Source organism: Paenarthrobacter sp., assembly GCF_031180005.1.
Taxonomy (GTDB): Bacteria; Actinomycetota; Actinomycetes; order Actinomycetales; family Micrococcaceae; genus Arthrobacter.
In genome coordinates, this window is the sequence record NZ_JAPSHI010000055.1 from 1 (window position 1) to 6258 (window position 6258).

A 6258-nucleotide genomic window follows, 5' to 3' on the forward strand; every position below is an offset into this window, starting at 1 on the left:
CATGGGCCGCGGGTCGTCGTCCTCCCGGACGGGACAGGTGTGCAGCTCGGGTCGGAAGTGGTGCTGGAAGGTGCGCGGATCCCAGGAAATGATGCCGCCAGTGCGTGCCTGAATCACTTCAGCTTGTTCCTGGTCGAGTCAGCAGGGCAGCCCGCCTAAATCGAAATTGCGGGAGGACGGGCACGGTGCCCGCTACCCAAGTAGCGCCATGCTGTGTGTCGGGCCAGCGGAGTCTGTGCAACAGTCTCTAGACACTTGCGCAACAGGCTTTGCATGATGTCCCAACCAGTCACATGCTGCCGTCTTTATTGGCTAGCATGCATTGCCTCGTGAGCATTGAGGTTGAGGATGCTTGCCTCAGTGAACGATTAGGCTGGGGGTAATGACGTTGGGGGACCCTGACGTCAAGGTTTGGGTGTGCCTTTAGCTGACGGTTGTAAAATCCGGGCGGAGACCAGGTCGACAGCTTTAGCAACCCCTTGCCTGACACGCTGCTGGTCAGGCAAGGGGTATATGGACTAATGCGAGCCCGCATGAGCGGGACCTGCAGGGTAGGTAGCCGTTAGTTTTCAAGGAGGGAGACGTCGCGGACGGCACCCTTGTCCGCGGAGGTGGCCATGGCGGCGTAGGCGCGCAGTGCCGCGGAGACCTGGCGGTCCCGGTCTTTGGGCTTGTAGCCGCCGTTGGCTTCGAGTTTTTCGCGGCGTTCGGCGAGGACCTCGTCGGAGACTTCCAGCTGCATGGAACGGTGGCTGATGTTAATGCTGATGATGTCACCGTCTTCCACCAGGGCGATGGTGCCGCCGGAGGCGGCCTCGGGGGAGATGTGCCCGATTGACAGGCCGGAGGTGCCGCCGGAGAAGCGGCCGTCCGTGATGAGGGCGCACTTTTTGCCCAGGCCGCGGCCCTTGAGGAACGACGTCGGGTAGAGCATTTCCTGCATGCCCGGACCCCCGCGCGGGCCTTCGTAGCGGATGACCACCACGTCGCCTTCCTTGACGGTCTTGTTCAGGATTTTTTCTACGGCTTCGTCCTGGGACTCGCACACAACGGCGGGGCCTTCGAAGGTCCAGATGGACTCGTCCACGCCGGCGGTCTTCACCACGGCGCCGTCGACGGCCACGTTGCCGCGGAGCACGGCCAGTCCGCCATCCTTGGAGTAGGCATGTTCCACGGAACGGATGCAGCCCTCCGCAGCGTCGGTGTCCAGGGAGGTCCACTCGTTCGATTGTGAGAACGCGGTGGAGGAGCGGACTCCGCCGGGGGCTGCGTGCCACAGGGCTTTCGCTTCTTCGGTGGCTTTGCCGCCCCGAATGTCCCAGTCATCCAGCCAGCCGTCCAGGTCCCTCGAATGCACGGAGTGGACGTCCTTGTGCAGGAGCCCGCCCCGGTTCAGCTCGCCCAGCAGGGCGGGGATGCCGCCGGCGCGGTGCACATCCTCCATGTAGTAGGTCTTGTCCTTCGCGACGTTTGGGGCCACCTTGGCCAGGCAGGGCACCTGGCGGGACTTGGCGTCCATCTCGGCCAGTCCGTAATCCACGCCCGCCTCCTGCGCCGCGGCAAGCAGGTGCAGGATGGTGTTGGTCGAGCCGCCCATGGAGATGTCCAGGGCCATGGCATTGTCGAAGGCCTTGGCGGTGGCGATGGAGCGCGGCAGCACGGAGGCGTCGTCGCCGTCGTAATAGCGCTTCACCAGCTCGACGACGGTGGAACCGGCTTTCTCGTACAGCGCCTTGCGCGCGGTGTGGGTGGCCAGCACGGAGCCGTTGCCCGGCAGGGACAGGCCGATGGCCTCGGTGAGGCAGTTCATGGAGTTGGCGGTGAACATGCCGGAACAGGAACCGCAGGTGGGGCAGGCGTTCTCTTCGATGAGGTTGATGTCTTCATCGGAGATTGAATCGTCCACGGCGTCGGCAATCGCGTTCACCAGGTCCAGGGAGCGCACGGAGCCGTCGGTCAGGGTCACGCGGCCGGCCTCCATGGGCCCGCCGGAGACGAACACGGTGGGGATGTTCAGGCGCAGCGCGGCCATGAGCATGCCCGGGGTGATCTTGTCGCAGTTGGAGATACAGACCAGCGCGTCGGCGCAGTGGGCGTTGACCATGTACTCCACGGAGTCGGCAATCAGGTCACGGGAAGGCAGCGAGTACAGCATGCCGGCATGGCCCATTGCGATGCCATCGTCCACGGCTATGGTGTTGAACTCGCGCGGCACGGCGCCGGCGGCGAGGATCGCGTCGGAGACGATCCGGCCCACCGGGGCGAGGTGGGTGTGGCCCGGGACGAATTCGGTGAAGGAGTTGGCCACCGCGATGATTGGCTTGCCGATGTCCGAGTTGGCGACGCCGGAGGCGCGCAGCAGGGCGCGGGCGCCGGCCATGTTCCGGCCGTGAGTGACTGTTTTAGAGCGAAGTGCGGGCATGTACCGATCCTGCCGTCACCGGCGCACAGGTGGAAGACAGTGCTGATACTAGTAGCAGGAGTAACAGAGTACTAGTGTTATTTCCGTGAAAGGGGTTGGGGATAAACGCAGGGAGCTGGGCCTGTTCCTGCGGGCACGCCGGGAACAGGCATTGCGGTCCGAGTACGGGTTGCCGCCCGTGGCCCGTCGGCGGGAGCGGGGGTTGCGGCGGGAGGAAGTGGCTTTTCTTTCCGGGGTGAGCGTCACTTGGTACACGTGGCTTGAGCAGGGCAGGGACATCAGGCCCTCCCGCGAAGTCCTCGAAGCCGTTGCACGAACTCTGCACTTGTCGGAGACGGGGCGTTCCTATGTCCTGTCATTAGGCGGTTATTCGGCGCCTGCGTCTGCCGGTCCAGAGGCTGCTGATGCGCCTGCTCACATTCAGCGCCTCCTCGACGCGTTGGGTCCCAACCCTGCTTTCGCGCTGGCCCCCGATTGGAGTGTTATGGGATGGAACCGGGCCTACGCTGCGCTCTATCCCAACATAGCCAAGGTCGCCACCGCCGAGCGGAACTTGCTGTGGCTCGTCTTTACGGACCCCTATGTGAAGGAACTGCTCCCGGACTGGGACGTGACCAGCAGGAGGTTCCTGGCCGAGTTCCGGGCAGAAGCGGGGCAGCGGCTGGGTGATCCGGACGTGTCTTACCAGGTGGAGCGGCTTAAGGAAACGAGCGCAGTATTCAAGGAGGGCTGGGATCGGTACGACATTTTGGGCTTCGAATCACGCGAGCGGCTCTTCCACCACCCAGCCGTCGGAGTCCTGCAACTGGAACACCACCAACTCTCGCCTTCGGATCGGCCCGACCTGCACATCGTCGTTTACACACCGTCAATAGGCAGTAATGCCGCGGCCCAGGTGCAGTCCCTCCTAGCCCAGATCTAAGTCCCCTCATCTGGGCTTTGGGTGGGCCTGTATTGGGCGGAGCTCTGTCAGGTGCCAATTCTCCGGACATGATGAGCTGGTTTGAACCGGCCGTGAGGCCAACGTTGTGAGCGGGTCCAGTGAAAGCGTTGCTCATAACGCAGGAATCAGAGCGCTCGGACAGGATCGATGTGGCGTTCTCTGCGGGCAAGTCCTCGAATCACATTCAGTCCTCCGTTGCGTAGCACCGCGACTTGTGCGAGGACTGCCGCGACCTCTTTGTATGCCTCTTGAGGGAGATCTTTTGTGAAATCTTGTCCCACGCTGACGGAAAGATCATCCAGATGGATCACAAGTTCGACCAGTCGGGTTCGCAGGTACTCCTCCACGGTCACTACGACACCTTGGAGAACTTGAATTGTTTCGTCTGCGGGGATGTGGGGGAGGCGCTCGGACAGTCGTTGGCGCACTTCCTTGTACTCCCGTGCCAGGGACGTGGGCCCATTTGATGCGGCTTCCAGAGAGCGGGCCCGTACGGTGCGGTGGAAGTCGCTGTCGATGGGATCGTGAGTGCCGAGGACGGTGACGATGTATCCGGCGGCGTCGGTGGCATGTGTTGTGTCATCAGTGAAGGCACCGATGTAGTTCTCGACTGTGAGAAGGCCTCGCGCGAGATGACCGGCCAAGCCAGCGACGGTATATCCCTCCAGCGCACTTGGATCCTTCCAGCCTTCTTTTAGAGCGTTACTGTCGAGGGTCGCCTCAACTTGTCTGGCAACAGCCAAGAAAGTGTTGAGCACACTGGTCGGTTTAGTAGACATAGCAACTCCATTGCTGCGGAAATTTCGATCATGGGCGGGGTTACTGGAAAAAGGCGCTCAGCCTGCATCAGCCTTTCGGCCAGCCGAGCGCCTTGGATCGTCCTGGACTGCACGAGTTGACCGGCAGGCAGTGTACTAAAGCGCCATAGTACCTAGCTCTTGCTGGCGGCCTAGGTTGTAGATTGCCGAAGCTGCCTGACAGGCCCGCCTCGACTCTGTGCTCTTGCGGCTTGTCTGGACGGCAGGCTCATCTCCGGAAGTAGGCTTAAAACATGATCGGACGCGTTGATGAAGTCGTGGTGGATTGCCAAAGTCCTGCTTCCCTTGCCGGGTTCTGGGCTTCGATCCTCGGGGGAGAACCCGTGCACCGCAGCGAAGAGTGGTCATTCGTCGACCCGCCAGGCTGGACGCGTTTGGCCTTCCAACGGGTGCCAGAGACAAAGCAGGGGAAGAACCGCCTCCATATCGACGTGCTGGTTGAGGATGTAGCAGTGGCGTCGGACGCGGCCGAAGCGCTTGGAGCTGACAAACTCGGCGTAATGCAGAGGAGTTCTGCGGGCGCGTTTCAAGTGCTCCGTGACCCCGAGGGCAACGAATGGTGTGTTGTACGTCCATCAACTGAGGTATAGAACCAGCGGATGGTGACATTGTCCTGGCATTTCCATGTCATGTGCGCTCTCCACTTCTGAGAGGTCGAAGAGGCGGACGAGACCAGGGGAGGGCTGGCCGCAGGTACGGGAGGTAACGGCTTTCGTGCGGTTGTTCCGGCCTATCTGAATGCCGGATTACTGCAGGGGCATCCGGCAGTATCGCCTCATGCTGCGCTGCGGACGCCGGTGATGAGTGAGCAGAAGTTGTGCACCAATGCTCAAAGGTCATCTCCTCGGCGGAGTAGCTGAATTTCGCTTACTGCTGCTCCTTCAGGGGGTAATACCCGGGTTGAGGCAGGAGCGAATAAGGTTGCGCTTTCAGGTGCGACTGCCATGCCAAGTCCGGCCCCTAGCAAGTAGAGGATGCTGGTCCAGTTCGAGGATTCTTGGGCGATAGTTGGCGTGACACCTAGCTCGAGTAGTGGTTGCAGGTTGCGGGTGGAGGCTGTTTCCCCAGCTGAGCGTGGGTAAAGGACAAACAGCTCGCCCCGCAGGTCTTCGCCGCAGGCGTGGCAGTGGATACGTGAGCAGTACCCTTCTACTCAAGTCCAAATCCCAAAGGCCGGACTGGTCCGGCCCCCCCTTCTCCAGATCCAAGAAAGATTGTTGAACAATCTCTTGCGCCAATTGTTCAACAACATGTATTCTCGCTGAGGAAGATAATTGTGATTACGGTCACCCTGACGTTACGGACGGATCCATGGCAGACGGCAGCACCAAACTTGATCTGAGCTCATCCGCCCGGCGCACAGCCCTCCTCGGCGCGATGTTCCTGATGGCCACCAGCGCCATAGGTCCCGGCTTCATCACACAGACCACGGTCTTCACGGCGCAGCTCGGCGCGGCCTTCGCCTTCGCCATCCTTGCGTCCATCCTCATCGACATCGCCGTTCAGATGAATGTCTGGCGCGTCATCGGAGTTTCCGGCCTGCGCGCCCAGGAGCTCGGTAACCGGGTGATCCCCGGCATCGGCTGGTTCCTTGCCGGCCTGGTCTTTCTGGGCGGCATAGTCTTCAATATCGGCAACATAGCCGGCACGGGTTTGGGTGCCAACGCGATGCTCGGCGTCGACCCGAAGATCGGCGGCGCTGTGTCCGCAGTTGTCGCCATCCTGATCTTCGTCAGCAAGCGGGCGGGCCTGGCACTGGACCGGATCGTGGTGCTCCTCGGCGCTCTCATGATCCTGTTGATGATCTATGTCGCGATTGTCGCTGCACCGCCGCTCGGTGATGCGCTTAAGAACACGTTCCTCCCTGAACGGGTAGACTTCCTCGTCATCACCACCTTGGTTGGCGGCACGGTTGGCGGCTACATTACCTACGCCGGCGCACACCGCATGCTGGATTCGGGCGCCACCGGTGTGGAGCACGTCAAGGAAATCACGCGCAGCTCCGTGATCGGCATCATGGTCACCGGCCTGATGAGGGTGCTGTTGTTCCTGGCGATCCTCGGCGTTGTGGCCGG

6 protein-coding genes are annotated in these 6258 nt (G+C 61.7%); 3 read left to right on the plus strand and 3 right to left on the minus strand.

The annotated features are described in order from the left end of the window. Window positions 1–562: 562 nt before the first annotated feature. Window positions 563–2422 (minus strand): dihydroxy-acid dehydratase, encoded by a 1860-nt coding sequence (gene ilvD, locus RIF72_RS19645; RefSeq protein WP_309076469.1) that lies wholly within the window; start codon window positions 2420–2422, stop codon window positions 563–565. Between the two features lie 85 nt (window positions 2423–2507). Between ilvD and RIF72_RS19650 the strand changes: the two genes are divergently transcribed. Beyond that, on the plus strand, window positions 2508–3344 hold the full coding sequence (locus RIF72_RS19650; protein WP_309076470.1) for a helix-turn-helix transcriptional regulator: 837 nt from the start codon (window positions 2508–2510) through the stop codon (window positions 3342–3344). Between the two features lie 146 nt (window positions 3345–3490). Here the strand turns inward: RIF72_RS19650 and RIF72_RS19655 are convergent, their stop codons facing one another. Continuing rightward, window positions 3491–4144 (minus strand): maleylpyruvate isomerase N-terminal domain-containing protein, encoded by a 654-nt coding sequence (locus RIF72_RS19655; protein ID WP_309076471.1) that lies wholly within the window; start codon window positions 4142–4144, stop codon window positions 3491–3493. Between the two features lie 272 nt (window positions 4145–4416). Between RIF72_RS19655 and RIF72_RS19660 the strand changes: the two genes are divergently transcribed. After that, window positions 4417–4773 carry a VOC family protein gene (locus RIF72_RS19660; RefSeq protein ID WP_309076472.1) on the plus strand — a complete coding sequence of 119 codons (357 nt, stop codon included), beginning with the start codon at window positions 4417–4419 and terminating at the stop codon, window positions 4771–4773. 239 nt (window positions 4774–5012) lie between these two features. On the opposite strand, the gene RIF72_RS20165 is transcribed toward RIF72_RS19660, so the two are convergent. Next, the gene (locus RIF72_RS20165; RefSeq protein WP_375164256.1) at window positions 5013–5315 is read right to left on the minus strand and encodes a LysR substrate-binding domain-containing protein; all 303 of its coding nucleotides are present in this window, start codon (window positions 5313–5315) and stop codon (window positions 5013–5015) included. Window positions 5316–5494: 179 nt separating this feature from the next. Between RIF72_RS20165 and RIF72_RS19665 the strand changes: the two genes are divergently transcribed. Continuing rightward, the coding region (locus RIF72_RS19665) for a divalent metal cation transporter (protein WP_309076473.1) at window positions 5495–6258 on the plus strand (764 nt) is incomplete at its 3' end.